We start from the raw sequence: 26,148 nt of genomic DNA, 5'->3' as shown, positions 1-26,148 counted from the left end.
TAGGAAGGTGCGGAAATGCTGACAAAATGTGAAGGAATCGTTCTTCGCACAAATGATTACGGAGAGACGAATAAAATCGTTACTTTACTGACAAGAGAACACGGAAAAGTAGGTGTGATGGCCAGAGGCGCCAAAAAACCGAACAGCCGTTTATCAGCAGTCAGCCAGCCCTTTTTGTATGGCTCGTTCTTAATGCAAAAAACATCCGGCCTCGGAACGCTTCAGCAGGGGGAAATGATCCTCAGCTTGAGAGGTATCAGGGAAGATCTGTTTTTAACAGCATATGCTGCTTATATCACCGAGTTAGTCGACAGAGGCACAGAAGAAAAAAAGCCGAACCCTTATTTGTTTGAATTCATTTTAGAATCGCTCAAACAGCTGAATGAAGGAACTGACCCGGACGTTATCATCTTTATCGTTCAAATGAAAATGCTCGGTGTCATGGGGCTGTATCCCGAGCTCAATCACTGTGTGCATTGTAAAAGCCAGGATGGGACCTTTCATTTTTCTATCCGTGATAATGGTTTTATTTGCCACCGCTGTTTTGAAAAAGATCCTTACAGGGTTCCGATTAAACCGCAAACAGCAAGGCTGTTGAGACTGTTTTATTACTTTGATTTATCGAGGCTGGGCAATGTGTCCTTAAAACAGGAAACAAAAGCTGAATTGAAGCAAGTGATTGATTTATATTATGAAGAATACTCAGGGTTATATTTAAAATCAAAGCGCTTTTTAGATCAAATGGAGAGTATGAAACATCTTATGGGCGAAAACAAAAGTTGACATCTGGTCCATCTTTTTATATGATCATTTATTATAAAATATGTTGCAGTGAGAGAAAGAAGTACTTGCGTTTACCTCATAAATTGTAAAGCGACCTTAGGGCGGTGTAAGCTAAGGATGAGCACGCAACGAAAGGCATTCTTGAGCAATTTTAAAAAAAGAGGCTGGGATTTTGTTCTCAGCAACTAGGGTGGAACCGCGGGAGAACTCTCGTCCCTATGTTTGCGGCTGGCAAGCATAGAGACGGGAGTTTTTTGGTTGCCGCCGCAGTCATTTTATGAAGGAAAAGTGGAGGTGCTTGACATGAATATTCAAGACATGATTCTAACCTTGCAAAAGCATTGGTCCAGTCAGGGCTGTGTGCTTATGCAGGCATACGATGTAGAAAAAGGGGCCGGCACGATGAGCCCGTATACATTTTTGCGCAGTATCGGCCCTGAGCCGTGGAAAGTGGCTTATGTAGAGCCTTCAAGACGCCCTGCAGACGGCCGTTACGGGGAGAACCCGAACAGACTGTATCAGCATCATCAATTCCAGGTCATTATTAAACCGTCTCCTGATAATATTCAAGAGCTGTATTTAGATTCCTTGCGCGCGCTTGGAATTGATCCGCTTGAGCATGATATTCGCTTTGTTGAAGACAACTGGGAGAATCCGTCATTAGGCTGCGCGGGTCTTGGCTGGGAAGTATGGCTTGATGGAATGGAAATCACTCAATTTACGTATTTCCAGCAGGTCGGAGGACTAGAGTGTAAACCAGTTTCTGTAGAGATTACGTACGGAATTGAGCGCCTCGCGTCTTATATCCAGGATAAAGAGAATGTTTTCGACTTGGAGTGGACATCAGGGTTTACAGTAAAAGATTTATTCATGATGGCAGAATACGAGCATTCCGTCTATACGTTTGAAACGTCAGACGTTGATATGCTGTTCCAATTATTCAGCACGTATGAAAAAGAAGCGATTAAGCAAATGGATAACGGGCTTGTTCATCCGGCATATGATTATGTGCTAAAATGCTCGCACACTTTCAACCTGCTTGACGCCAAAGGCGCGATCTCTGTTACCGAGCGGACAGGCTATATCGCAAGAGTGCGGAATTTAGCGAGAAAAGTAGCAAAAACCTATTATGAGGAACGAGAAAAGCTAGGGTTCCCAATGCTTAAAGGGGAGGGTTCTTCTCATGAGTAAACAGGATTTACTTTTAGAGATCGGATTAGAGGAAATGCCGGCGCGCTTTTTACATGACAGTATGGTTCAGCTTGGCGAGAAGCTGACAGGCTGGCTGAATGAAAAAAATATCACTCACGGTGAAGTGAAGCTCTTCAATACACCTAGACGCCTTGCTGTACTCGTAAAGGATGTAGCAGAAAAACAGGATGATATTAAAGAAGAAGCGAAAGGGCCTGCGAAAAAAATTGCCCTTGATGCAGACGGGAACTGGACAAAAGCGGCAATTGGCTTTTCAAAGGGCCAAGGTGCAGACGTGAATGACCTGTACATCAAAGAAGTAAAAGGCACAGAGTATGTATTTGTGCAAAAATTCCAAGCCGGCCAAGAAACGAAATCGCTTCTGCCGGAACTGAGCGGCTTGGTTACGAGCTTGAACTTCCCGAAAAACATGCGTTGGGGAAATGAAGATTTGCGTTATATCCGGCCAATCAAATGGATTGTCTCTTTATTTGGACAGGATGTCATTCCATTTTCTATCACAAACGTTGAGTCTGGCCGGACAACACAGGGACACCGTTTTCTCGGACATGAAGTGTCAATTGATTCACCTTCCGCTTATGAAGAGCAGCTGAAAGAACAGCACGTCATCGCCGACCCTCATATCCGGAAACAGATGATTCAATCTCAGCTGGAAGCGATGGCTGCAGACAACAATTGGAACATTCCAGTTGACGAAGACCTTCTTAATGAAGTGAATCACTTAGTAGAATATCCGACAGCTCTTTACGGTTCATTTGAATCTGAGTTTTTGACAATTCCTGAGGAAGTGCTGGTCACGACAATGAAAGAGCATCAGCGCTACTTCCCTGTCAAAGACAAAAACGGCGATTTACTGCCTTACTTTATCACAGTCCGAAACGGAAACAGCCACGCGATCGAAAATGTGGCACGAGGCAATGAAAAAGTGCTGCGCGCGCGTTTATCTGATGCTTCATTCTTCTACAAGGAAGATCAGAAATTAAACATTGATGCAAATGTGAAGAAGCTTGAAAACATTGTTTTCCATGAAGAGCTTGGTTCTCTTGCTGATAAGGTCAGAAGAGTCACTTCAATCGCAGAGAAGCTTGCGGGCCGTCTTCAGGCTGATGAAGATACATTAAAACATGTGAAGCGGGCTGCTGAAATTTCAAAATTCGATCTTATCACGCATATGATATACGAATTCCCTGAGCTTCAAGGAATTATGGGTGAAAAGTATGCGAGAATGCTTGGAGAAGATGAAGCTGTGGCTGCTGCAGTCAACGAACACTATATGCCTAGATCAGCAGGCGGAGAAACGCCTTCTACTTTCACTGGAGCTGTTGTAGCAATGGCCGATAAGCTGGATACAATCGCTTCATTCTTCTCTATCGGCGTTATTCCGACTGGTTCTCAGGATCCTTACGGCCTGCGCCGCCAAGCGAGCGGTATTGTTGCGATTCTTCTTGACCGCAACTGGGGAATTTCGTTTGAAGAGCTGCTTTCTTTCGTACAAACCGAAAAAGAAAAAGAACTGCTGGATTTCTTCACTCAGCGTCTGAAATATGTCTTGAATGCTGAACAAATCAGACACGATGTCATCGACGCCGTGCTGGAAAGCTCTCAGCTTGAGCCGTACTCAGCGCTGCATAAAGCACAAGTGCTGGAACAAAAGCTTGGTGCACCAGGCTTTAAGGAAACAGCAGAAGCTCTAGGCCGAGTCATCTCTATCAGCAAAAAAGGAGTTCGCGGAGACATTCAGCCTGACCTGTTTGAAAATGAATACGAAGCAAACCTGTTTGATGCCTACCAAACAGCGAAGCAAAACCTTCAGGAAAACTTCCGCGAAAAAGATTACGAGGCGGCGCTTGATTCACTTGCAGCCTTAAAAGAACCGATCGATGCTTACTTCGATCATACAATGGTGATAGCAGATAGCGAGACATTAAAGGCAAACCGTTTGGCGCAAATGGTAAGCTTGGCGGATGAGATCAAGTCCTTTGCGAATATGAATGCCCTTATTGTAAAATAGAGAGAGAAAAGGCGGTTGCTGTGTGATCGGTAATCGTCTTTTCTCCATTTATATGTTTTTTGTTTGATTGCAAGATAATTACGATATAATATGGATTATTATTTCTTTACATAGACATGAAGTGAAAAGGTGGTGAGTACGATCGAACTAAATAAACGGCAAGAACATATTTTGCAGATTGTAAAAGAAAGCGGGCCAATTACAGGGGAGCATATTGCAGAAAAGCTGAACCTAACAAGGGCAACGTTGCGTCCGGATTTAGCCATACTCACCATGTCAGGATTCCTCGAGGCGCGCCCGAGAGTCGGTTATTTCTACACTGGGAAAACCGGCACCCAGCTCTTGGCAGATAAACTCAAAAAGCTTCAGGTGAAAGACTTTCAATCTATCCCCGTTGTGATTCATGAAAACGTTTCTGTGTACGATGCGATTTGCACCATGTTTTTAGAAGATGTAGGTACTCTGTTTGTGGTGGACCGCGATGCTGTTTTAGTCGGGGTGCTTTCACGAAAAGACCTGCTGAGAGCGAGCATTGGCCAGCAGGAGCTTACATCTGTCCCTGTTCACATCATCATGACAAGGATGCCGAACATTACAGTGTGCAGACGTGAGGATTATGTGATGGACATTGCAAAGCATCTGATAGAAAAACAAATTGATGCACTGCCTGTTATCAAAGATACCGATAAAGGCTTTGAAGTGATCGGCAGAGTGACAAAAACGAATATGACAAAAATACTTGTCAGTTTATCAGAAAATGAAATCCTATAACATCGCAAACTAACGGGGGGATAATATGAATAACCGCATCATCTATGTCGTATCGGATTCCGTCGGTGAAACGGCTGAATTGGTAGTAAAAGCAGCGCTCAGCCAATTTAACGGATCAGCGGACGATACACATGTCAGAAGAATTCCTTATGTTGAAGATATAGGCACGATCAATGAAGTGATTTCACTTGCGAAGGCAGACGGCGGCATTATCTGTTTTACACTCGTGGTGCCGGAAATAAGAGAATATTTGATTGCCGAAGCGGAAAAAGCAAATGTTTTATATTATGATATTATCGGCCCGTTAATTGATAAAATGGAAACAGCCTACGGTTTAACAGCGAAATACGAACCGGGGCGGGTGCGCCAGCTTGATGAAGATTATTTCAAAAAAGTGGAGGCCATCGAGTTTGCAGTGAAATATGATGATGGACGGGATCCAAGAGGGATTTTAAAAGCGGATATCGTTTTGATCGGCGTATCGAGAACGTCTAAAACACCACTGTCTCAATATCTCGCCCACAAGCGCCTGAAGGTTGCCAATGTTCCGATTGTACCTGAAGTTGACCCGCCGGAAGAACTCTTTAACGTTGATCCGAAAAAATGCATCGGTTTAAAGATTAGCCCGGATAAACTGAATCACATTAGAAAAGAACGGTTGAAATCACTCGGACTAAATGACAAAGCGATCTATGCAAATATCAACAGAATCAAAGAAGAACTCGAATATTTCGAAAAGATTGTGAATCGGATCGGGTGCCAGGTTGTTGATGTTTCAAATAAAGCGGTTGAAGAAACAGCGAATATTATCCATCATCTCAAAACAAAAAACATGTAACTCAGGACGCTCCATCCTGGGTTTTTGGCGATGCCAAAAGGGAATAATGAAAAACAATAGCATCTTTGAGAAGTTTGTATTATAATAAAAAATTGTGATAAAATGATTAATTTTAGGTTTAAGGTTCGTGTGATACGAATAAACTATTATGGGTAAGATGTCAAGAATTTCTCCCGGAAATTTTTCGACAAATTCACATACATCCGCAATGATCTAAAGGATGTGCGATTTTGCTTGCTTTTATGCAGGAGTTTAATGGAGGGATGGAGAATTACTCTTCTTAATGAACAAGAAAAGACGATTTTTGTCGATGCTGACGCTTGTCCGGTAAAAGATGAAATTTTGCAAACAGCATCCGATTATAACGTTCAAGTTCTTTTTGTCGCTTCATTTGAACATTATCAGCTTTCCAGAAGCAAGGAAGAAATATGGAAGTATGTTGATCCTCATAAAGAAGCTGCTGATTTATATATCGCAAATCATGTAAAACCGGGAGATGTTGTTGTGACGCAGGACATCGGATTAGCGTCCCTGCTGTTGAACAGAAATGTCTCAGTTATGTCGGAAAGAGGGCGTCTTTACAAAGAAGATACGATTGATTTTGCTCTTGAGAGCCGTCATTTTTCCGGTAAACAAAGGAGAAAAGGCATATACGCCAAAGGTCCTAAAAAATTGAATAAAGAAGATCGAGAACGATTTATTACACTACTGCAAAAAATCCTGTCGAACGATGAAGGGATTTTGCACTAAAGCATCGAATAATGTACGACGGAGTGTTATAGGATGGGAAATCGGATACCAGATGAAATTGTGGATCAGGTGCAAAAGTCGGCAGATATCGTTGAAGTCATAGGTGATTATGTTCAATTAAAGAAGCAAGGCCGAAACTACTTTGGACTCTGTCCTTTTCATGGAGAAAGCACACCTTCGTTTTCCGTATCGCCCGACAAACAGATTTTTCATTGCTTTGGCTGCGGAGCGGGCGGCAATGTTTTCTCTTTTTTAAGGCAGATGGAAGGTTATTCATTTGCTGAGTCGGTTTCTCACCTTGCTGACAAATACCAGATTGATTTTCCGGATGATATCACAGTCCATTCCGGAGCCCGACCAGAATCTTCCGTAGAACAAAAAATGGCTGAGGCTCATGAGCTCTTGAAGAAATTTTACCATCATTTGTTAATAAATACAAAAGAAGGTCAAGAAGCATTGGATTATCTGCTTTCAAGGGGCTTTACGAAAGAGCTGATTGATGAATTTCAGATCGGCTATGCTCTTGATTCCTGGGACTTCATCACGAAGTTTCTCGTGAAGAGGGGCTATAGTGAGACGGAAATGGAAAGAGCGGGTCTTTTGATCAGACGTGAAGACGGAAGCGGATTTTTTGACCGTTTCCGAAACCGTGTCATGTTTCCGATCCATGATCATCACGGGGCTGTTGTTGCGTTCTCAGGCAGGGCTCTTGGCAGTCAGCAGCCTAAGTATATGAACAGTCCTGAAACACCGCTTTTTCATAAAAGTAAACTGCTTTACAATTTTTATAAGGCCCGCCTTCATATCAGAAAGCAGGAAAGAGCGGTCTTATTTGAGGGCTTTGCCGATGTCATATCGGCCGTAGACTCCGGTGTGAAAGAGAGTATAGCCACGATGGGAACGTCTCTGACAGATGAGCATGTCAAGATTCTGAGAAGAAACGTCGAGGAGATCATTCTTTGCTACGACTCCGATAAAGCCGGATATGAAGCCACCTTAAAAGCTTCTGAACTTTTGCAGAGTAAAGGATGCAAAGTCAGAGTTGCAATGATTCCTGACGGATTGGACCCCGACGATTACATCAAAAAGTTCGGCGGGGAAAAATTTAAAAACGACATTATCGACGCCAGTGTCACCGTGATGGCGTTCAAAATGCAATATTTCCGAAAAGGAAAGAACCTGTCCGATGAAGGTGATCGCTTAACTTACATTAAAGATGTACTGAAAGAAATCAGCACGCTTTCAGGATCGCTTGAGCAAGAAGTCTATGTCAAACAGCTTGCTTCAGAGTTTTCGCTTTCACAGGAGTCTTTAACCGAACAGCTGGCTGTTTTCAGCAAGCAAAGCAAACCTGCTGACAATGGCGGTGAGACGAAAACACGGCGAGCGCATCTAACGACAAAGGCGAGGCAAAAACGCCTGCGTCCGGCGTATGAAAATGCAGAAAGGCTGTTACTCGCCCACATGCTTCGAGATCGGAGCGTCATTAAAAAAGTGATTGACCGGGTAGGCTTTCAATTTAATATTGATGAGCACCGCGCATTAGCCGCCTATCTTTACGCTTTTTATGAAGAGGGAGCCGAGCTGACGCCGCAGCATCTGATGGCAAGGGTGACGGATGATCATATAAGCCAGCTGTTGTCTGATATTTTAATGCTTCAGATGAATCAAGAACTCAGCGAAGCCGAGTTATCAGATTATGTAAAAAAAGTGTTGAATCACAGAAATTGGTCAATGATAAAAGAAAAAGAAGCGGAAAGAGCCGAAGCCGAAAGGCAAAAAGATTTTTTAAGGGCTGCTTCTCTTGCTCAAGAAATCGTTACATTGAACCGATCTTTAAAATGACTGGAAAACCGATGAGAAGCATGTATTGGCAATGATTCCTTGCGGAGGAGCAAATAGATCGCTTGACCTCATCATGAATTGTCATTTCATTATTCGCACATTATTAAAGGCAGATCCTATAGAAAACGCCTGAATGGACCGAATAAGAATCATACCGCTTATAGAATTCGTTGCAAGCTTTGGAAGGAGGGATCCATAATGGCTGATAAACAAACCCACGAGACAGAATTAACATTCGATCAAGTAAAAGAGCAATTAACAGAGTCTGGTAAAAAACGTGGCGTTTTGACATATGAAGAAATTGCCGAGCGTATGTCCAGCTTTGAAATTGAATCAGACCAAATGGATGAGTATTATGAATTTTTAGGTGAACAAGGTGTTGAATTAATTAGTGAGAATGAAGAAACAGAAGATCCTAATATTCAGCAGCTTGCCAAAGCCGAAGAAGAATTTGACCTTAATGACCTAAGTGTACCCCCTGGTGTCAAAATCAATGACCCAGTTCGGATGTATCTAAAGGAAATCGGCCGGGTTAACCTTCTATCTGCAAAAGAAGAAATCGCCTTCGCTCAAAAGATTGAAGAGGGTGACGAAGAATCTAAACGCAGATTGGCTGAAGCGAACCTGCGGCTTGTTGTCAGTATCGCAAAACGGTATGTCGGACGCGGAATGCTTTTCCTTGACTTAATTCAGGAAGGCAATATGGGTCTGATGAAAGCCGTTGAAAAATTTGATTACCGCAAAGGTTATAAATTCAGTACGTATGCTACGTGGTGGATCAGACAGGCGATTACACGCGCCATTGCCGACCAGGCGAGAACGATCCGGATTCCCGTTCATATGGTTGAAACCATTAATAAATTAATCCGTGTGCAGCGTCAATTACTGCAAGATTTAGGCAGAGAACCAACACCTGAAGAAATTGCGGAAGATATGGATTTAACACCTGAAAAAGTACGCGAAATCTTAAAGATCGCACAAGAGCCGGTATCGCTGGAAACACCGATCGGTGAAGAGGATGACTCACATCTTGGTGATTTTATTGAAGACCAAGAAGCAACTTCACCTTCAGACCATGCCGCATATGAGCTGTTGAAAGAGCAGCTGGAAGATGTGCTTGATACGTTAACTGATCGTGAAGAAAATGTATTGCGTCTTCGATTCGGTCTTGATGACGGCCGTACAAGAACATTAGAAGAGGTCGGCAAGGTATTTGGAGTAACGAGAGAGCGTATTCGACAAATCGAAGCTAAAGCGTTGCGGAAACTAAGACATCCTAGCAGAAGTAAACGTTTGAAAGATTTCCTCGAATAAGATGGAACGGGTCTTGCAGATCCGTTCTTTTTTTATCAAAAAGATATATGGATAATATGCCTTTATTTTACTGAAAATTGATGTCATTTGCAAATGAACATTGTGAGGAAAAATTTCAAAATATGAATCCATATTTTCTATTGTAAGCGTATACAATAAATTATACAATAGAATAAAAAGGATATCAGAGAAATAGACATGCTTCTATTTAATTTTGTATAAAGTGTGAATTAAAAACTTTTGCAGAGCAATCCATTTACTTTTTGTTAAAATAAGTTAGAATTAGAAGTGTTTACATAGGGGAAGGAACAAAAAGGGGGAAGGGAAATGAAATGGAATCCGCTTATTCCATTTTTACTGATCGCTGTTTTAGGTATTGGTCTGACTTTCTTTTTAGCAGTAAAAGGGCTTGATGATTCCAGAGAGATTGCAAGCGGAGGAGAAAGCAAATCTGCTGAAAAAGAACATGCAAACGCTTCACCTGAGGATATTTACAAGGCAAACTGTATCACGTGCCACGGTGAAAATTATGAAGGTGTTTCAGGCCCGAGCTTAAAAGGGATAGGCGATAAGAAAGATGTCGCTGAGATAAAAACCAAGATCGAAAAAGGCGGTAACGGAATGCCATCCGGTCTTGTTCCGCCCGATAAGCTGGATGATATGGCAGAGTGGGTATCTAAAATTAAATAAAAGATCTATTTTTCTCCTTATAGTTCTCAGGCCGCCGAGATGTTCTCGACAGCCTTTTATTTTTTTATGTGCCGCATCAAAAGAAAACAACTGAAAATCATTCACTCAGCTTGGATTCCGGGCTGATTTTTTATATGATAGAAAAGGAAAAAATGATTGAGAAAAGTTGTGATGACAAGTGAACGAATTAAAATTATCGAAACGATTGCAAACAGTAGCCGAGTACATACCGCATGGGGCGGTGATGGCCGATATCGGGTCTGACCATGCTTACCTTCCTTGTTATGCGGTGCTGAATCATAAAGCCAGCGGGGCAATTGCCGGAGAAATAACAAACGGCCCGTTTTTGTCCGCCAAGCGGCAGGTTGAAAAATCAGGCCTAGCCTCGCACATTTCTGTAAGGCAGGGAGATGGCCTGGAAGTGATTAAAAAAGGTGAAGCCGATGCGATTACGATTGCCGGAATGGGCGGATCTTTGATCGCGCAGATCTTAGAGGCGGGTAAAGACAAATTAACGGGAAAAGAACGGCTTATTTTACAGCCGAATATTCATGCTGTTCATATCAGGGAGTGGCTTTATAAGGAAGGGTATGCGCTGATAGATGAGGTGATCCTTGAAGAAGATGGAAAGTGCTATGAGGTGCTTGTCGCCGATGCGGGTGACCGGGATGCGGCTTATGGCGGTATTTCTTTATCAGCCGGAATGCTCGTCGGCCCTTTCTTGGCTAAAGAAAAGAATGCTGTCTTTTTGAAAAAATGGACACAAGAGCTTCAGCACACACAAGGCATTTATGAGCAGATCAGCCGAGCTGCAGCAACAGAGCAAAATAAACAAAAATTAAAGGAGCTCGCCGATCGAATGGAGCTGCTAAAGGAGGTTATTAATCATGGATAAAACTGTAAATGGGCAGCGGGTCATCCAGCTGTTTGAACAATTTTCCCCGAAAGCCTATGCAGTCGAAGGCGATAAAATCGGCTTGCAAATCGGCACCTTAAACAAACCGATTAAAAATGTGATGGTTACGCTTGATGTGTTGGAGAGCGTTATAGATGAAGCCATTGAAAAAGAGGTTGATTTGATTATTGCTCACCATCCTCCTATTTTCAGGCCGCTAAAACATATATCAACAGACCAGCCGGCCGGAAGGTTAATTGAAAAGTGTTTGAAGCATGATATCGCTGTTTACGCAGCTCATACAAATTTAGACGTTGCGGACGGCGGCGTGAATGATTTGCTTGCTGAGGCATTAGAGCTGAGAGAGACGGAGGTGCTGGCGCCTACTTATACTGATCCTCTGAAAAAGCTGGCCGTATATGTGCCGAAGGAATATGAAGAGCAGGTCAGAGCGGCGCTCGGAAACGCGGGAGCCGGCCATATTGGCGAATACAGCCATTGTGCGTTTTCGTCTGAGGGAATCGGCAGCTTTAAGCCATTGGACGGCGCTGAGCCTTTTATCGGTGAGGTGGGAGAGCTTGAGCTTGTTCATGAAGTTAGGCTGGAGACTGTGTTTCCTAAAAGCATCGAAAAAGCTGTTATAAAAGCAATGATAAAAAGCCATCCATATGAAGAAGTCGCTTACGATATCTATCCTGTCGAGCAGTCTCCTGCTGAAAAAGGGCTTGGCCGTGTCGGAACACTTAAAAATAAGATGACGCTTAAGGAATTCGCTTTATTCGTGAAAAACAAGCTTGACGTCAATGGCGTCAGAATGGTGGGTGAAGCGGACAGCATGGTGAAGAAGGTGGCTGTTCTTGGCGGAGATGGCAACAAGTATATTCATCATGCGAAACGAAAGGGCGCCGATGTTTACGTCACAGGAGATTTATACTTCCATGTGGCTCATGATGCGATGATGCTTGGCCTGAATGTTGTTGATCCGGGCCATTACGCGGAAAAAGTTATGAAAGAAGGCGTCACGAGAAAACTAACATCAATGTGCAAAGATCAAAAGCTGAACGTGAATATCTTTGTTTCTGAAACAGATACAAATCCATTTGCATTTCTATAAAAAACTGAGGCTTATTCAGCCTCAGTTCAGCGTGTCGACAAACCCTCGCATTCGTTGTCAGGCCTGCGCGTCGGTGCTCACGAATTCCTACATTCGCTGTGCTCCGATGCTCGTCCTTCCTAGACTTCAAGGGTTTTCAATCACGCTGAATAGATGACAAAGTCATAAAACAAAAACCGTTTTATGACTTTGTCAACAATCTGAACTGAGGCTTATTCAGCCTCAGTTTTTTGCTTTTACTTTCGGGAGTATTTTTTTGAGCGGTATATTGTGTTCAGTTGTCCAAGTTGATGGATCTTCATGATCAAACTGCTCCAGAAAACGAATGACTTCTTTTGTAATCGGCGTTGGTGTTGAAGCCCCCGCAGTAACGGCGACGGTATGAACGCCTTTCAGCCATTCGAGCTTTAATTCGCTCAGGTCGCCGATTCGGTATGCTTTTGTGCCGGCTATTTCCTCCGACACTTGAGCGAGCCTATTTGAATTGTTGCTTTTCGGGTCGCCGACAACGATTGTTAGGTCCGCTTTTTTCGCCTGTTCTGATACAGCTTCCTGCCGCACCTGGGTAGCCAGGCAAATCTCTTGGTGATATTCGACATGAGGATATTTCTCTTTGACAAGCTCCATAATGTCGTGAACATCCCATTGAGACATTGTTGTTTGATTGGTCACGATCAATTTTTCTGCTTGGATATCAAGATTTTTCACATCTTCTTCGGTTTCAACTAAGTGAACGATCTCAGGCGCTACACCAACCGCTCCTTCAGGCTCTGGATGCCCTTTTTTGCCGACATAGATGACGTGATAACCTTTGTCTTTCATATCTAGAATTAAATTGTGGGTTTTCGTCACATCCGGACATGTAGCATCAATTGCGACTAATCCTTTTTCTTCGGCGATTTTTCTGACCTCAGGAGAAACACCGTGAGCAGTGAAAATCACAGTGCCTTTGTCAACCTGTTTCAGGATATCCAGACGATTAGAGCCGTCTAATGTAAAGATTCCTTCCTCTTCAAACGCATCAGTGACGTGTTTATTATGAACAATCATCCCGAGGATATAGATGGGTCTTGGCAAGCTCTTATCAAGTGACGCGTTTTTGGCAATGACCATAGCATCAACAACGCCATAGCAATAGCCGCGCGGTGATATTTTAATTACGTCCATTTTTGGTTATCCTCCAATACTGAAGTGAGTAAAAGCAATATAAAAAGCCGTAATCAAACGGCTCTATTCTTGCATTCTTCTGATCTCATTATAGCCAATCTTACTTCAGATATCAAAGAATGTTAAATATATAATCTCGGCTTTGAACTGCCTGATCTTCTCTTTGAAGAAGGAGGGGCAGTTTTATTTTTCTTCGGGGCAGATGTTTTTGATTCTTGCTCTTCACTGACAGGTTTTTTAGATTTCATGGGGAGAGAAGAACCTTTTTGCTTTGATTTTTTGTCATCGTCTGAGGTCTTTCCTTCAGCCTTGTTCTCTGTTTCTGAGATATCTTCCGCATCTGTTTGTTTTTCATGATCCTCGTTGCTCTCTGTATCATCACTTTTACTTAATTGGCTGTACAGCTTCATCATTGCCGGCAGGTTACGGACTAACGGGCCGTACTGCTGGATCATAGGGGTGACTTGCTGCGCCATGCCAAGCACTTTTTGCACATTCCCGAGCATACTGGATAAAGATGAAGGGTTGGCGATATTTTGAATCCCTTGGAGACCTGCTCCTCCGCTCGCTGCTGCGCCTGCTCCAGGAACTCCGGCGCTGCCAGCGCCTCCTCCGCCGGGCAAAAACCTTGACAGCATTCCTTTTAAGCCCCCGCCTGCACCTGCACTATTTCTCGTCCCGGCATTTGCCTGAGGAAGAAATGGTCCTGATTGCTGAAAACCTTGCTGCTGTCCAAATGAAGGTCTGCGCATATTAGGCGGTCTCCTGCCCATCATTTGCTGATTTGGCATGGGGCGGGGCGGTCCGGGCTGTTGATAATTTCTCATCGGCTGCTGTGGTGAAAACATACTTGTACCTCCTTTCAGCTCTCTCTGCTATTAGAATATGCATGTGCTTCGGTATTTGCTTAACATAACCGAATAAAACAAAAGCCTTGCAACCGTGGTGTTTTTAAGCGAAATCGGGTATAATGTAATGATGGATACATAATGTCCGCTTTAAGGAGCTGGGAAAAATGAAAGAAACGAAATTTGAACTATATGAATTGAAACCGTTTATTATAGATGCAGTACATCGCCTTGGTTTTTACGAACCGACAGATATTCAGAAAAGGCTGATTCCTGCAGTGTTAAAAAAAGAAAGTGTCATCGGCCAGTCACAGACGGGAACCGGAAAGACGCACGCTTATTTACTGCCTTTATTAAACAAAATCGATCCTGCGAAAGATGTCGTTCAGGTTGTCGTCACCGCTCCGACAAGAGAGCTTGCCAACCAGATTCATCAGGAAGCGCTTAAAATTACCCAAGGTGAAGAAGGCGCCCAGATTCGCTCGAAATGTTTTATCGGAGGCACAGATAAACAGAAATCGATTGATAAACTGAAGACACAGCCGCACCTTGTCGTCGGTACACCCGGCCGGATTGCCGATTTAATCAAAGAACAGGCGTTAAGTGTTCATAAAGCGGAATCGCTCGTCATTGATGAAGCGGATTTGATGCTGGACATGGGGTTCATTGCAGATGTGGATTACATTGGTTCCCGCATGCCTGAGGATTTGCAGATGCTTGTGTTCTCAGCGACCATTCCGGAAAAGCTGAAACCATTTTTGAAAAAGTATATGGAAAATCCGAAATACGCCCACGTGGAGCCAAAACAGGTGACTGCCGCGAAAATCGAGCATATTCTCATTCCCTCGAAACATCGTGACAAGGACAAGCTCCTTTTTGACATCATGTCCCATTTGAATCCTTACCTGGGCATTGTGTTTGCCAATACGAAAAACACGGCTGACCATATTGCTCAATATCTGACTGGCAAAGGCATGAAAATCGGCCTGCTGCATGGCGGATTAACGCCTCGTGAGCGGAAAAAAGTCATGAAACAGATTAATGATTTGGAATTCACTTATGTCATAGCAACTGACCTTGCTGCAAGAGGCATCGATATTAAAGGTGTCAGCCATGTGATCAACTATGAGCTGCCGGAGGACCTTGATTTCTATGTCCACCGTGTGGGCAGAACCGCTCGCGCCGGCTCATCAGGACAAGCGATGACCATTTACGAGATTTCTGATGAGGATGCATTAGCCAGACTTGAGAAAATGGGCATCGAATTTGATTATTTAGAGCTTGAAAAGGGCGAGTGGAAAAAAGGCGATGACCGCCAGCGCCGCAAGAAGCGCAAAAAAACGCCGAACGAAGCGGATGAAATGGCGCATCGTCTCGTGAAAAAACCGAAGAAGGTAAAGCCTGGATATAAAAAGAAAATGAGCTATGAGATGGAGAAAATCAAGAAAAAACAGAGAAGAAACCAATCTAAAAAAAGAAAGTAGGGGAACCTGTTGTTGAGAATAGGCTCACACGTCTCTATGAGCGGGAAACATATGCTTCTGGCTGCAAGCCAGGAAGCTGCCTCTTATGGGGCGAACACGTTTATGATCTATACTGGCGCACCGCAAAATACGCGCCGAAAGAAAATTGAAGACTTAAATATAGAAGCTGGCCGGGCACACATGCAAGAAAACGGCATTGACGAGATTATCGTACATGCGCCTTATATTATTAATATTGGCAACACGACAAATCCGTCCACTTTTGAGCTGGGTGTCGATTTTCTTCGTTCTGAAATTGAACGGACAGCGGCCATCGGAGCGAAGCAGATTGTCCTTCACCCAGGCGCTCACGTAGGAGCGGGAGCTGAGGCAGGCATCAAAAAAATTATTGAAGGATTAAACGAAGTAATTGATCCGAATCAAAATGTCCAGATTGCATTAGAAACAATGGCAGGAAAAGGATCAGAGTGCGGCAGAAGCTTTGAGGAGCTTGCACAGATTATCGATGGCGTTACACACAATGAGCTTCTGTCGGTATGCTTTGACACGTGCCATACACATGATGCCGGATATCAGATTGTTGAAGACTTTGACGGCGTGCTAAATGAGTTCGATAAAATCGTCGGCATTGACCGTATAAAAGTGCTCCATATTAATGACAGCAAAAATGTCAAAGGCGCGAGAAAAGACCGCCATGAAAACATCGGCTTTGGTGAAATCGGATTTGAGGCACTGCAGTATGTAGTTCACCATGAGCAGTTAAAAGACATTCCAAAAATCCTTGAAACACCGTATGTCGGTGAAGATAAAAAGAATAAGAAGCCGCCATACCGCTTTGAGATTGACATGCTGAAAGAAAAACAATTTGATGACAATTTGCTCGAAAAAATTTTACAGCAATAAAAAATGGGGGATAGGTCCCCCATTTTTTAGCTTGTGAATTGTTTGAATAGTTCATTAACGGTTTGGGCTGTTTCTTTTGATGTAATGGCCTCTACCTGTTTCAGCAGCCGCATTCGTTCATTCTCATTAAAAATGTTCACATTTTTCCCGTATAACAGGTTTGCTACTTCAATGGCTTGCGATCTTGTCAAACTGATTCCGTATTGTTTTGAGTACTTCAGCAAATCGTCAGCAGTAGCCTGATTAAGGCGCTGCAAAATAATTCTTTGAAATAAAATCATCGATCGTTCCACCTCCAGACTTAATGTATGGCAAATCATCAAAATGTGTCAGTGTTTAGTGGTAAAATAGATTTATAATTATTTAATATCATTATTTCAGGAAAGGAGATTTTATGACCCCAACCAAACAACATAAGAGAGAAACATTTTCCCGCTTTATGTTCAGGGTCTTCATGATTCTGGCAGGAGCTGCATCTGCGGCTGTTAGCATTGAATTATTTTTAATCCCCAACAATTTTATTGATGGCGGAATTATTGGTGTATCACTTATTTTAGACTACCTCTTTATGTCAACGCCCGTTCTGAATTTCGCTATATTTGTTGTCATTTTAAATATTCCTTTTATGATCTTCGGGTATAAATATATCGGTAAGACCTTCCTTGTCTCAACGATGATTGGAATTGTCGGGCTTGCCGTTATTGAATCCTCGCTTCACCATGTGGAAGCCATTACAACTCAGCCTATTTTGGCAACTGTGTTCGGAGGTCTTTTACTCGGCTTTGGTGTCGGGCTCGTTATTCGAAACGGAGGTTCAATGGACGGCACAGAAATTCTTGGGATTTTGCTGACGAAAAAACTGCCCTTTTCAGTAGGTGAGTTCGTTATGCTCATCAATGTATTCATTTTCATTTGGGCTGGTTTTGTGTTCGGCCCTGAGCAAGCGATGTACTCTTTCATGACTTACTATATTGCGATGAAAACCATTGATGCCGTGATTCAGGGGCTTGATGAAACAAAAGCTGTCATTATTGTGTCAGATCAGTATGACGAAATTTCCGATGCGATTTTGCACCGTCTTGGTCGAGGAACAACAAAGCTGAAGGGGAAAGGCGGATATACTGACGAAGAAAAGGACGTGATTTATGCTGTTGTCACTAGACTGGAAGTGACAAAGCTGAAGGCGATTGTGTTTGAAGTAGATCATAACGCCTTCATCACCATTATGAATACTCATGAAACGAGAGGCGGAAAATTCAAAAACGCAATTCACTAGGCTTTCATTTACTTTTATTCATTTTATGGGTATAATTTTATCTGCGGTAAAGAAAATGGCTTGCTGGTCAGACAGCTGCCATTTTCTTTTTCATACATGTGATACGTTCTTAAGCAAAGAAAAGGGGGACCCTTCATGAACGTACAAGAAGCGTTGAACCTACTGAAAGAAAACGGATATAAATATACAAATAAACGGGAAGATATGCTGCAGCTTTTTGCTGATTCAGACAAGTATCTTACCGCTAAAAACGTACTGTCCGCATTAAATGATGATTATCCCGGCTTAAGCTTTGATACAATCTACAGAAATCTTTCTTTATATGAAGAACTAGGTATTTTGGAAACAACTGAGTTGTCCGGTGAAAAGCTCTTCCGATTTAAATGTTCGTTTACCCATCATCACCATCACTTTATTTGTCTTGCCTGCGGCAAAACAAAGGAAATTGAGTCATGTCCAATGGACAAGCTTTATGATGATTTGGATGGCTATCAGGTCAGCGGGCATAAATTTGAGATTTACGGCACCTGCCCTGGTTGTACATCGGAAAACCAAGAAAACACAACTGTGTAATTGTATAGATATGAAAAAAGGGGCCAAGGGCTCCTTTTTCAGTTATTGACACGTATCAAATGATGCTTGTTTTTGTTTATCCATTGAACGGCTTCTAGCCAGTTGCTCACTCTGATGATATTCGAATCAATGGGAAGCTGATTATAAGGGGAATTGAATAAAATCACCGGAATCCCGGCTTCTTTCGCGATCATCATTGCGTTTCCGTGATGATCCTCAAAAAACAAGTCGATGTTGTGATTTTTGACTGCATCCACTTTATGATGGCCGCCAACGAGTTCGATGTGGTCGTAATGAATGTTTTGTCTGTCAAACCATTCATAGGTAATAGTAGTGAGATGAGTTCGTCTGGCTGTAATAAAAATAAGCTTGTGTTCCTCTTTAAGGAGATCAAGTGACTGTTTTGCGTGCTGCGCAAGCATTGCTTCCTTATATATCATCGCTTCATTGTGATTCATCCAATCCCAAAATTCTTCCTGCGTAATATGTAACAGCTTTGTCAAATCATAATCCGTCATATCGTCTAATGAAATGGAAAGATTAAACGAGCGGTTCAAATAAGGGACGAATGTATCCTGAGCTGTTATTGTGCCGTCAATATCTATTCCTAAGCGTAACATGCCCACACTCCTTCAGTTTCATCCTTTCAAGTGTAACATAAACAATTAACATTACCAGAAAAGTTTAGCAAACATGAAACGGGTAAATTGGTTCAAACTATAAAAGCTCCTTTAATAAAACAGAAGGGGGAATTGAAGGTGGCAGATTACGAAAAACGTGACAACAACAGCTACTATGTTGATCATGGTTCTGAAGGCACAAATATTACCCGCGACAATGATGGTTTTTTTGAGGAAACGGCTGCTGAAATCGCAGAACCTTACCGCGCTAGTGATCGAAACAATGATCGAGACAATAACCGCAGCGGCGGCAATGTTAATGAAGGACGGGGAATGGGATATATTGCGTTAGCCTTGTCCATTATTTCTTTGTTTGTACTGCCTGTTTTATTGGGAGCTGCCGGTATTATTGTCGGCTATATCGCAAGAAGAAGAGGTGCCCAGGGCCTGGGAGCTTGGGCGATGGGTATCGGTGTCGTCTCGTTAGTGCTGGGAATATTTATTATTCCGTTTTTTTAACATAAAAAGCTTGACGGGTTCGGGACTGGCCCCCGTTTTTGAGACAGGGATCAAAACACCTTTTAAACAGCCAATTGCCGATAGTTTATCGGTGATTGGTTGTTTAGTTTCGTTTGAATACGAATATTGTTATAATAATGAATGTATTCTATGACAGTTCGTTCTACGATGGCGGTCGTGGTTCGATCAATGCTGTTAAGATAGAACGTTTCAGACTTTAGTGAGGAATGAAACGATTCGATGGAGGCATTATCAGCGGGCGTCCCTTTGCGGGACATGCTCATGGTAATGCCTTTTGTTTTAACAGCTTTCTGATACTCGTAAGATGTATACACAGATCCTTGGTCACTATGTAACACGCAGCTTTCAGGCAGATTTGGCAGCTGATCAAGTGTGTCTAAGACAAAGGCTGTGTCCTGCTTATCTCCAATCGTAAAAGCAACCACTTCTCCATTGTATACATCCAATATACTGGATAGATACAATTGTTTCTGCCCATAAGGCAAATACGTGATGTCCGTTACCAGTTTTTCAAGAGGATGATCAGACTGAAAGTTCCGATCTAATATATTATCGACCACGGCATATGGCTGCCCATTCTTCTTGCGCTTTTTCACCTTAACACGGCACTGCCACTGATTTTTCTGCATAATACGCTGAACCGTTTTATGGTTAATACACATTCCCTTTTTTAATATGGCTGTGATTTTTCGATATCCATATCTATACTTGTGCTCTCGGCACAACGTGCCGATTTGTTTTTCCAAATGGCGTTTGGGATGATCCTTCATCATATTCTTCTTCCAACGATAATAAGACGCCCGAGAGATACCTAAATGAATACAGATATCCTGCACGGTCATTGTGCTGTGCAATATTTCTACAAGTTCGACTGACGTTTTGCTATCAACTTCCTTTCCAATTCGTTGTACTTTTTTAAAACTTCATTCTGTTGTCTCAGGTAACGAATCTCTGCCTGCAGTTTCTCTAATTCGGAAGAATACTCCGGACCTTTTCCATAAGTGTATTGCTTACCAACAGGCTGTTCAAATCGATGTGTATCCCCAGCCTTATACCATCTGACCCATGTCTTAATCTGCGTATTATTTTTGATATTCAACTCCTGCATGATCTCTTTCATAGGTACGCCTGCCAATCTCATTTCTACAGCCTTCTGTTTCACTTCAAGCGGATAACTCACTCTTGTCCCCATAGAAAAAACACCTCCAAGTCTAATGTCGGATAACAATCATCCGTATTCAAACTTGAAGGTGTTTTTATTTGTCTCATCTTATGGGGTCAGTCCCGTTCCCGTCAAGCTTTTTGTGTCTCTTCTTTTAATTTTGCTTTTTCAGCTTCAAGCTTTGCGTAGTGTTCCTCAGCTAGAATGTCGATTTCTTTCTTAAGTTCCTCTACCATTGTTTCCTCTGGAACTTTACGAACAATCTTTCCTTTCCGGAACAACAGCCCTTCTCCGCGTGCGCCGGCAATCCCGATATCGGCTTCTCTTGCTTCACCAGGTCCGTTTACAGCACAGCCTAGAACAGCAACTTTGATCGGTGCTTTAATCTTGGAAATATACTCTTCCACTTCGTTGGCGATGCTGATGAGGTCAATCTCAATACGGCCGCAAGTCGGACATGAAATGAGTGTGGCAGCATTGGAGGCTAAGCCGAAAGATTTCAGAAGCTCCCTTGCTACTTTTACCTCTTCCACAGGATCTGCGCTTAATGAAATACGCAAGGTGTTTCCGATGCCCTTGCTTAAAATTGCGCCGAGTCCTGCTGCGCTCTTTACTGTTCCGGCAAACAGCGTTCCCGATTCGGTAATCCCGAGGTGCAGCGGGTAATCAAATGCTTTTGACGCTTTTTCATAAGCCTCGATCGCAAGGTTGACGTCCGATGCCTTCATGCTGACGATAATATCGTGGAAGTCAAGATCTTCAAGAATTTTAATGTGATGAAGTGCGCTTTCTACCATTCCGTCGGCAGTCGGGTAACCGTATTTTTCTAAAATCCGCTTTTCAAGTGAACCAGCGTTTACTCCGATTCTGATCGGAATCCCTTTTTCTTTAGCCGCTTTAACGACCGCTTCGACTTTTTCACGGCGGCCGATGTTGCCAGGGTTGATTCGGATTTTATCGGCGCCGCCTTCAATGGCTTTTAACGCAAGTTTATAATCGAAATGGATGTCTACAACGAGCGGAATGGTAATCCGTTTTTTAATATCTGCAATGGCGTTTGCCGCCCGTTCATCCGGACATGCTACCCGGACGACTTGGCATCCGGCTTCAGCCAAACGGTTAATCTCCGCAACCGTTGCTTCTACATCATGTGTTTTTGTTGTTGTCATGCTTTGGATGACAACTTCATTGTTGCCGCCTATTGTTAAAGGTCCCACTTTTACGGGACGCGTTTTTGTACGATGTGTGATTTCACTCACTTGCAATCGCTCCTTAATTGTAGTTGCCGCTTCTAGATGTAACAATTCTAGTATGGTGTATGTGAATTTATTTTACAAATTACATTGTAACAGTGTCTTCGCCAAACTGACAAGAAATTAACGTTAATTAAGGGTAGACAGGGAATTTGTACGCTGTTCCGGCTTGAATGGCGTTGGCCCTCACATTCGGATTCAGTGCTTCAAAATCCTTTACAATGTCGTCTGGCGAACCTGCTTGTCCGACAATTGACATAACCGTGTCACCCGGCTGTACCTTAACCGTTTTAAAAACGGGTCCTTGTGCAGCCGTTTTTGCTGATGCTTCATAGACAGGAAGGTCCTGAATGGGTATTGTTCCAATTTTAAGATCATAAAAAAGAATAAAAAGGATAAAAACAATGCTGCATACAAAGGTAAGACGCTTCATCACTTTTCCTCCCGCATACGAAATTTTATACCATAGTATGCTTGTCCGTTTAGATTCATGACAAAAGAAAAGAGACTGCGAATGCAGTCTCGGATTATAAAGCAGCTTTTTTGGATGGAATCTCTTTCAATACGAGAAACAGGATGACAAAGTTGACAAACCAGTTCAGTAAAAATTCACTTGGGACGGTCGCTTCTAATGCACGCATGATCGTAAAGAATACGGTCGAAAGGGTGATGGAATAGGCGGAAAGCTTCCAAAGCTGATGGTAGGACAGTTGCTTTCTCTGCGAATTCTTAATGATGACTCCGATAAGCGCCAAGAATGATACTTCAATACATTTTCCTGCGGCAGTTACGAGGAAAATGAGAGCTGAGAGAACAACAACGATCATGGTTTTATTTTGGTTTAAACCTGTAATGACATCTTTCTTCTTTAACTCTGACGGCATCATAGAGTAAGGCATCTCCTGGGCTTGTCCGTCAATGGCCAAAACAAATTTGTTCTGGAGGATGCCGATCGCGTTTTGCTTTGCTTCAATTTGCTTGGTGCCGTAGGCGTCGGTCGGATCAAATACGATAACGAAACCATTTGCCTGTGATTCCGTGGCTTTTTTCGTATCCGTTTGAAGTTTGCCGTTTGAAATTGTGAAATCAGGGAAATCTTTGTTTAACACGGTTTTAAAGGCATTCATTGATTTGACGGTCCCTGAGCTTACATAATAAGCGGTAGGAATTGCAAAAAGGACACAAAGTAAAAATACATAAAGAATCGCTTTTCCGATTCCTTGAAATCTTGTTTTTGCAATATCACGGGGAGAGTATGTACTTTTGATGAAAAGCTGAAATACATTCACTATCTTCACTTCCTAGCTATACTAATATATGTTGCTTATTGTATCGTTGCCTGCGTGTGAATACAAGGAAGACATAAAGAAGACAGGTGTAAAAGGGAGGAAGGATGCTATGGATATGTTGTATTGGTTGTTGATTGCGGCGGTATTTATCATCGCCTTTATTGGCCTGGTGTATCCCATTATTCCGAGTGTCATATTTATCGTTGCCGGATTTGTATTGTATGGATTTTTGTTTTCTTTCAGTCCGTATTCTTATATGTTCTGGCTCGTGGAAGCTGTTTTTGCCGCAGTATTATTCGCCGCGGATTATGTGTCTAATCTGCTTGGAGTAAAAAGATTCGGCGGAAGCAAAGCTGCCATATGGGGAAGCACGATCGGTTTATTAATTGGGCCATTCATCATTCCGGTTGCAGGGATCATATTGGGCCCGTTTATCGGGGCTGTTTGTGCAGAACTTATCGTCCACCAAAAGGACGTCAAGTCAGCGTTTAAAATCGGGCTCGGCTCACTCATCGGCTTTTTAACAGGCGTTATTGCAAAGGGCATGATACAGCTGTTGATGATCGGATATTTTTTATGGACGGTTCTATAAGAATGGCGGGCGGATGTTTAATGGGGCGAATTATCGGTTAAAGTGAAATATATCCGCTGAAATGAGCCAAGATGTGAGCTTTTTCATTGCTTACGCAGCATTCTTTTGTTACATTGAATGAAGAAAGGCTCGCTGTGAAGCGGCATTTCAGTACATATATATATTAAAGGAGGAATTATCATGGCTTACGAACTTCCAGAATTACCTTATGCGTACGATGCTTTAGAACCGCATATCGACAAGGAAACTATGACTATTCACCATACGAAACACCACAACACATACGTTACAAATTTAAACAAAGCGGTTGAAGGAAACACTGCTCTTGCTAACAAATCAGTTGAAGAGCTTGTTGCAGATCTTAATTCTGTTCCTGAAAACATCCGCACTGCAGTCCGCAACAACGGCGGCGGACACGCGAACCACAAATTATTCTGGACACTTTTATCTCCAAACGGCGGAGGCGAGCCGACTGGCGCGCTTGCTGATGAGATCAACAGTGTATTTGGAAGCTTTGACAAATTCAAAGAGCAATTCGCAGCTGCGGCAGCTGGACGCTTCGGTTCTGGCTGGGCATGGCTTGTTGTGAACAATGGCAAACTTGAAATCACAAGCACGCCAAACCAAGATTCTCCGCTTTCTGAAGGCAAAACGCCTATCTTAGGCCTTGATGTTTGGGAGCATGCATACTACCTTAACTATCAAAACCGCCGTCCTGATTACATTTCAGCATTCTGGAATGTTGTAAACTGGGACGAAGTGGCTCGTCTATATAGCGAAGCAAAATAATGACACTAGCAAGGTCCTCAATAGAGGGCCTTGTTTTTTTATGTCTTCTTTTTACATATCTCGGTTTGAGAGAGACAGACTAAGGGATAGTAAAGGGGAGTCAGTAATGAGCAAACTAAAAAAAGTGATTGGCGATGTAGACGTAAACAAAGGGTTACTTTTTCTATTGACCATTGGCGGGCTTTACTCACTGGGAATTGCCCTGTCCAATACATTTGTTAATGTGTATCTCTGGAAGCAGTCAGGGAAGTTTATTGATTTGGCGATATATAATTTATCCATTGTGACAATGCAGCCGATAACCTTTTATTTGGCTGGACGGTTAGCCAAAAAAATAGACAGGGTGTTCATTTTAAGATTCGGCGTCATTTTTTTAGCTGCCTTTTATTTAAGTGTGCTTTTAGCCGGAGAAACAGCAGCCAGCCGGCTTGTGCTGATTGGCGCAGTGCTCGGAGTGGGCTATGGCTTTTATTGGCTTGCGTTTAACGTGCTGACCTTTGAAATCACAGAGCCGGATACGCGAGACTTTTTCAACGGATTTATGGGCATTCTGTCTTCCTCTGCAGGAATGATCGGTCCGATTGTAGCGGGATTTGTCATCTCAAGGCTTGAAAATAATACGGGTTACACAGTGATTTTCAGCCTCTCTCTCAGTTTGTTTGCATTGGCTGTTGTGATGAGCTTTTTTTTAAAACGAAGAGAATCAAAGGGCCGATTTATGCTTAGCAAAGTGTTTGGAGAGCGCCATAGCAATATGAATTGGCGCAGAATTACAAATGCGCATTTTTTTCAAGGCTTGAGAGAAGGCATTTTCATTTTTTTAATCAGTGTTTTTGTATTTATTGAAACAAATAGCGAACTGGCCCTTGGCACATTCGGCCTTGTCAACTCAGCTGTCTCTTTCTTTGCCTATTACTTTGCGTCCAGGCTGATTAAGAAAAAGGCCAGGAAAAAATCGATTTTGCTGGGCGGTCTTATTCTGTATGGAGCGCTGTTTTTGATTCTGTTTCATATGAGCTTTACGACATTATTGACATACGGCGTTTTTATTGCGATTGGCTATCCTCTTTTGCTCGTGCCATATGTATCACTTACATATGATGTGATAGGCCGGGCGAGACATGCCAGAAAAGCAAGAATCGAATATATCGTGCTGAGGGAATTGTTTTTAAACGCCGGCAGGATCGTCTCCATTTTATCTTTTCTCCTGATCGTGGCCCTTCTGAAGGAGGACGTGGGAATTCCTTTGTCACTCGCGATCTTGGGCATAGGACATCCGCTGATTTATTATTTTGTCAAGGACATCCGTTTTAAGGATAAAGAAGAGGAAAATCAAACGATGGAAGAAGACGGCCAAAAACGGGTCACGGAACCGAATCTTTTAAAAGGCGAAAGATAATTTTTTGTCAAAAAGGGGTTATCTGTAGAA

27 protein-coding genes are annotated in these 26,148 nt (G+C 42.7%); 19 read left to right on the top strand and 8 right to left on the bottom strand.

Features of this window, described 5'->3' with window-relative positions; genetic code table 11:
- The first annotated feature begins 15 nt into the window (after positions 1–15).
- From recO to M1D98_RS12200, 11 genes are all read left to right on the top strand, one after another.
- Positions 16–783 carry a DNA repair protein RecO gene (gene recO / locus M1D98_RS12250; RefSeq protein WP_121642923.1) on the top strand — a complete coding sequence of 256 codons (768 nt, stop codon included), beginning with the start codon at positions 16–18 and terminating at the stop codon, positions 781–783.
- A gap of 303 nt (positions 784–1,086) precedes the next feature.
- Positions 1,087–1,974 carry a glycine--tRNA ligase subunit alpha gene (gene glyQ, locus M1D98_RS12245; protein WP_003226213.1) on the top strand — a complete coding sequence of 296 codons (888 nt, stop codon included), beginning with the start codon at positions 1,087–1,089 and terminating at the stop codon, positions 1,972–1,974.
- Positions 1,967–4,006: a glycine--tRNA ligase subunit beta gene (glyS, locus tag M1D98_RS12240; protein WP_456279615.1), complete on the top strand. Its 2,040-nt coding sequence runs from the start codon at positions 1,967–1,969 to the stop codon at positions 4,004–4,006. Before glyQ ends, glyS begins: the two co-directional genes overlap by 8 nt.
- A 132-nt stretch (positions 4,007–4,138) precedes the next feature.
- A complete protein-coding gene (gene ccpN, locus M1D98_RS12235) occupies positions 4,139–4,777 on the top strand; it encodes a transcriptional regulator CcpN (protein WP_026014545.1) in 639 nt (212 codons plus the stop codon).
- A 25-nt stretch (positions 4,778–4,802) separates the two neighbouring features.
- A complete protein-coding gene (locus M1D98_RS12230) occupies positions 4,803–5,615 on the top strand; it encodes a pyruvate, water dikinase regulatory protein (protein ID WP_456279614.1) in 813 nt (270 codons plus the stop codon).
- 255 nt (positions 5,616–5,870) lie between these two features.
- Positions 5,871–6,365, top strand: a complete 495-nt coding sequence (locus M1D98_RS12225; RefSeq protein WP_010330692.1) for a YaiI/YqxD family protein — start codon at positions 5,871–5,873, stop codon at positions 6,363–6,365.
- Positions 6,366–6,398: 33 nt separating this feature from the next.
- Positions 6,399–8,210, top strand: coding sequence for a DNA primase (dnaG, locus tag M1D98_RS12220; protein ID WP_010330691.1), 1,812 nt, complete (start codon positions 6,399–6,401; stop codon positions 8,208–8,210).
- Between the two features lie 198 nt (positions 8,211–8,408).
- Entirely contained in the window at positions 8,409–9,524 is a 1,116-nt protein-coding gene (rpoD, locus tag M1D98_RS12215) for an RNA polymerase sigma factor RpoD (protein ID WP_039074507.1), read from the top strand.
- A 327-nt stretch (positions 9,525–9,851) separates the two neighbouring features.
- Complete coding sequence (gene cccA / locus M1D98_RS12210) at positions 9,852–10,214, top strand: cytochrome c550 (protein ID WP_010330689.1); 363 nt, start codon at positions 9,852–9,854, stop codon at positions 10,212–10,214.
- A gap of 244 nt (positions 10,215–10,458) precedes the next feature.
- Complete coding sequence (gene trmK, locus M1D98_RS12205; RefSeq protein WP_268522988.1) at positions 10,459–11,109, top strand: tRNA (adenine(22)-N(1))-methyltransferase TrmK; 651 nt, start codon at positions 10,459–10,461, stop codon at positions 11,107–11,109.
- The gene (locus tag M1D98_RS12200; RefSeq protein WP_121642921.1) at positions 11,102–12,223 is read left to right on the top strand and encodes a Nif3-like dinuclear metal center hexameric protein; all 1,122 of its coding nucleotides are present in this window, start codon (positions 11,102–11,104) and stop codon (positions 12,221–12,223) included. Before trmK ends, M1D98_RS12200 begins: the two co-directional genes overlap by 8 nt.
- A gap of 222 nt (positions 12,224–12,445) precedes the next feature.
- On the opposite strand, the gene M1D98_RS12195 is transcribed toward M1D98_RS12200, so the two are convergent.
- Together M1D98_RS12195 and vrrA are read right to left on the bottom strand one after the other, a co-directional pair.
- Positions 12,446–13,390 (bottom strand): 4-hydroxy-3-methylbut-2-enyl diphosphate reductase, encoded by a 945-nt coding sequence (locus tag M1D98_RS12195; RefSeq protein ID WP_121642920.1) that lies wholly within the window; start codon positions 13,388–13,390, stop codon positions 12,446–12,448.
- Positions 13,391–13,512: 122 nt separating this feature from the next.
- Positions 13,513–14,238 carry a VrrA/YqfQ family protein gene (vrrA, locus tag M1D98_RS12190; RefSeq protein WP_121642919.1) on the bottom strand — a complete coding sequence of 242 codons (726 nt, stop codon included), beginning with the start codon at positions 14,236–14,238 and terminating at the stop codon, positions 13,513–13,515.
- Between the two features lie 167 nt (positions 14,239–14,405).
- On the opposite strand from vrrA, the gene cshB reads away from it, so the two are divergent.
- Positions 14,406–15,722 (top strand): DEAD-box ATP-dependent RNA helicase CshB, encoded by a 1,317-nt coding sequence (gene cshB, locus M1D98_RS12185; protein ID WP_100739395.1) that lies wholly within the window; start codon positions 14,406–14,408, stop codon positions 15,720–15,722.
- Positions 15,723–15,731: 9 nt separating this feature from the next.
- On the top strand, positions 15,732–16,625 hold the full coding sequence (locus M1D98_RS12180; protein ID WP_010330681.1) for a deoxyribonuclease IV: 894 nt from the start codon (positions 15,732–15,734) through the stop codon (positions 16,623–16,625).
- A 26-nt stretch (positions 16,626–16,651) separates the two neighbouring features.
- Here the strand turns inward: M1D98_RS12180 and M1D98_RS12175 are convergent, their stop codons facing one another.
- Positions 16,652–16,906, bottom strand: coding sequence for a DUF2624 domain-containing protein (locus M1D98_RS12175; protein WP_121642918.1), 255 nt, complete (start codon positions 16,904–16,906; stop codon positions 16,652–16,654).
- 113 nt (positions 16,907–17,019) lie between these two features.
- Here M1D98_RS12175 and M1D98_RS12170 point away from each other — a divergent pair, with 113 nt between their 5' ends.
- Together M1D98_RS12170 and zur are read left to right on the top strand one after the other, a co-directional pair.
- Positions 17,020–17,901: a YitT family protein gene (locus M1D98_RS12170; protein WP_039074500.1), complete on the top strand. Its 882-nt coding sequence runs from the start codon at positions 17,020–17,022 to the stop codon at positions 17,899–17,901.
- 135 nt (positions 17,902–18,036) lie between these two features.
- Complete coding sequence (gene zur, locus M1D98_RS12165; protein WP_268522970.1) at positions 18,037–18,474, top strand: zinc uptake transcriptional repressor Zur; 438 nt, start codon at positions 18,037–18,039, stop codon at positions 18,472–18,474.
- 38 nt (positions 18,475–18,512) lie between these two features.
- On the opposite strand, the gene M1D98_RS12160 is transcribed toward zur, so the two are convergent.
- Positions 18,513–19,094 carry a nucleotidase gene (locus tag M1D98_RS12160; protein WP_010330677.1) on the bottom strand — a complete coding sequence of 194 codons (582 nt, stop codon included), beginning with the start codon at positions 19,092–19,094 and terminating at the stop codon, positions 18,513–18,515.
- A gap of 132 nt (positions 19,095–19,226) precedes the next feature.
- Here M1D98_RS12160 and M1D98_RS12155 point away from each other — a divergent pair, with 132 nt between their 5' ends.
- Positions 19,227–19,613: a DUF308 domain-containing protein gene (locus M1D98_RS12155; RefSeq protein ID WP_121642917.1), complete on the top strand. Its 387-nt coding sequence runs from the start codon at positions 19,227–19,229 to the stop codon at positions 19,611–19,613.
- A gap of 62 nt (positions 19,614–19,675) precedes the next feature.
- On the opposite strand, the gene M1D98_RS12150 is transcribed toward M1D98_RS12155, so the two are convergent.
- From M1D98_RS12150 to M1D98_RS12135, 4 genes are all read right to left on the bottom strand, one after another.
- Positions 19,676–20,826, bottom strand: a protein-coding gene (locus M1D98_RS12150; RefSeq protein ID WP_456279585.1) for an IS3 family transposase whose coding sequence is annotated in 2 segments (ribosomal slippage) — positions 19,676–20,553 and positions 20,553–20,826 — 1,152 coding nt in all. Because the reading frame shifts where the segments join, the coding sequence is not laid out codon by codon here.
- Positions 20,827–20,927: 101 nt separating this feature from the next.
- Complete coding sequence (ispG, locus tag M1D98_RS12145) at positions 20,928–22,061, bottom strand: flavodoxin-dependent (E)-4-hydroxy-3-methylbut-2-enyl-diphosphate synthase (RefSeq protein ID WP_082022596.1); 1,134 nt, start codon at positions 22,059–22,061, stop codon at positions 20,928–20,930.
- Positions 22,062–22,182: 121 nt separating this feature from the next.
- Positions 22,183–22,482, bottom strand: coding sequence for a LysM peptidoglycan-binding domain-containing protein (locus tag M1D98_RS12140; RefSeq protein ID WP_456279613.1), 300 nt, complete (start codon positions 22,480–22,482; stop codon positions 22,183–22,185).
- Positions 22,483–22,576: 94 nt separating this feature from the next.
- Entirely contained in the window at positions 22,577–23,338 is a 762-nt protein-coding gene (locus M1D98_RS12135) for a DUF1189 domain-containing protein (RefSeq protein ID WP_456279612.1), read from the bottom strand.
- Between the two features lie 109 nt (positions 23,339–23,447).
- Here M1D98_RS12135 and M1D98_RS12130 point away from each other — a divergent pair, with 109 nt between their 5' ends.
- From M1D98_RS12130 to M1D98_RS12120, 3 genes are all read left to right on the top strand, one after another.
- Positions 23,448–23,930 (top strand): DUF456 domain-containing protein, encoded by a 483-nt coding sequence (locus M1D98_RS12130; protein WP_039074493.1) that lies wholly within the window; start codon positions 23,448–23,450, stop codon positions 23,928–23,930.
- 180 nt (positions 23,931–24,110) lie between these two features.
- Complete coding sequence (sodA, locus tag M1D98_RS12125; protein ID WP_014114427.1) at positions 24,111–24,719, top strand: superoxide dismutase SodA; 609 nt, start codon at positions 24,111–24,113, stop codon at positions 24,717–24,719.
- 106 nt (positions 24,720–24,825) lie between these two features.
- Positions 24,826–26,118, top strand: coding sequence for an MFS transporter (locus M1D98_RS12120; protein ID WP_121642915.1), 1,293 nt, complete (start codon positions 24,826–24,828; stop codon positions 26,116–26,118).
- Positions 26,119–26,148: the final 30 nt, after the last annotated feature.

Source organism: Bacillus sp. K7, from assembly GCF_053903245.1.
This window is presented reverse-complemented; position numbering and strand designations above follow the sequence as displayed.